The organism is Kitasatospora sp. NPDC047058 (assembly GCF_040643935.1).
Lineage (GTDB): Bacteria > Actinomycetota > Actinomycetes > Streptomycetales > Streptomycetaceae > Kitasatospora.
Map to the genome: position 1 here is coordinate 1 of NZ_JBEYVJ010000852.1, position 1,466 is coordinate 1,466.

Annotated in this window: 1 pseudogene; it reads left to right on the top strand. The window is 75.8% G+C overall.

Annotation, left to right across the window (positions count from 1 at the left end):
• Window positions 1-304 precede the first annotated feature (304 nt).
• Window positions 305-1,000: pseudogene (locus tag ABZ885_RS41075) on the top strand (CbxX/CfqX); the annotation flags it as partial.
• Between the last annotated feature and the right edge of the window lie 466 nt (window positions 1,001-1,466).

Consider the following 1,466-nt stretch of genomic DNA (forward strand, 5'->3'; position numbering starts at 1 on the left):
CGACGGGGACCGGGGCCGCCACGGGCGGCGCGATGACCTCGGCCGCGCCCGCCACACCGCAGATCGCGGCCGACTCCGCGCGGCACCCTTCCGGATCAGCGCCACGCCGGTACGATTTCTGGCAGGCGCATAGGCGCCCCGGGGGCTTCCGACCACCGGCCGGCTACTCCGCAGACCGATCCGCCGGCCGAGCCCCGTGGCACACCGCGGGGGGCGTGTAGTGACGACGGTGGACAGTTCCGACAGCAACAACGCGGGCGGACCGGCTCCCAACCGGCTCGCCGACCGTGCCTGGCTGCGCGCCATGGACGCCTACACGGCGGGGGCGTACGCCCGCGCGGAGGAGGAGTTCCGCGCGGCCGTCCGGCTGGACCCCGGAATGGCCGACGCCTGGCTCGGCCTGCACGCCCTGCGCAGCGACACCTCGGGCGCCCTGCTGGCGATGTACCGGCATCAGAAACGTTTCGGCGAACAGCGCAGACGCCACCGCCGGCCGCTCAGCTCCTGGTACTGGCTGGGCTGGTGGGTCCAGCCGGTGCTGGAGGACACCCGCGACCTCGCCCTGGCGCACGCCTCGCACTGGCTGGACGGCCGCCATCTCGCCGAGCTGGACCGGGCGTTGGAGCAGTGCCCGGACCCGGCCGACGACCCGTCGGCGCGCTTCCTGCACGCCTGCCGGTCCTACCTGCTGAAGGACTGGGAGCAGCTGATCCGGGACACCGACCGGCTGCTGGACGACCCGCTGCTCGGCATCGAGGCCGGGCTGTTCGCCGGCATGGCACGGGTGCGGCTGGACATGTGCGCGCAGGCCCAGGCTCCGCTGGCCGCCTCGCTGGCCCGCTGCCGCTCCGAGCAGCCGCAGCGCAAGGAGCTCCGGTACTGGCTGGCCCGGGCGTACGAGGGGGCCGGGCGCAGCGCCGCCGCGTTACCGCTCTACCGCGCGGTGCACCGGGCCGATCCGGCGTTCATGGACACCGCGGCGCGGCTGGCGGCGATCTCGGCCGAGGACGGCCTGGTGGACGGCCTGCTGGACACCCTCGCCGCCGACGGCCGCCCGGCGGGGGCCGGTGACTTCGGGGACGAGGCCTTCGGAGCCGAGGGGTTCGGTGCCGAGGGGTTCGACGCCGGGGAGCCGGACGTCGTGGGCGTGGAGGCGTCGGCCGCCGGGGCCACCGCCATCGGTGCGATCGAGGCCGAGGCGTTCGCGGACGACGCGTTCCTGGCCGAGGCCCTCCCCGCCGACGGCGCCGGTCCGTCCGGTCCCGCCGGTCCGTCCGGTCCGTCCGATCCCGCCGATTTCGCCGATCCCGCCGAGGACGATCCGGTGGAGGTCTTCCCCGGCCCGGTGCCGCGGACCGGCCTGCACGTGGTCACGCCGGCCACGGTGGCCGACGCGTACGGGCTGCTGCGGGCGTCGATCGCCTATGGGCGTGGCCGACCGCGCTGATCCGGTGCGCGGACGGTGC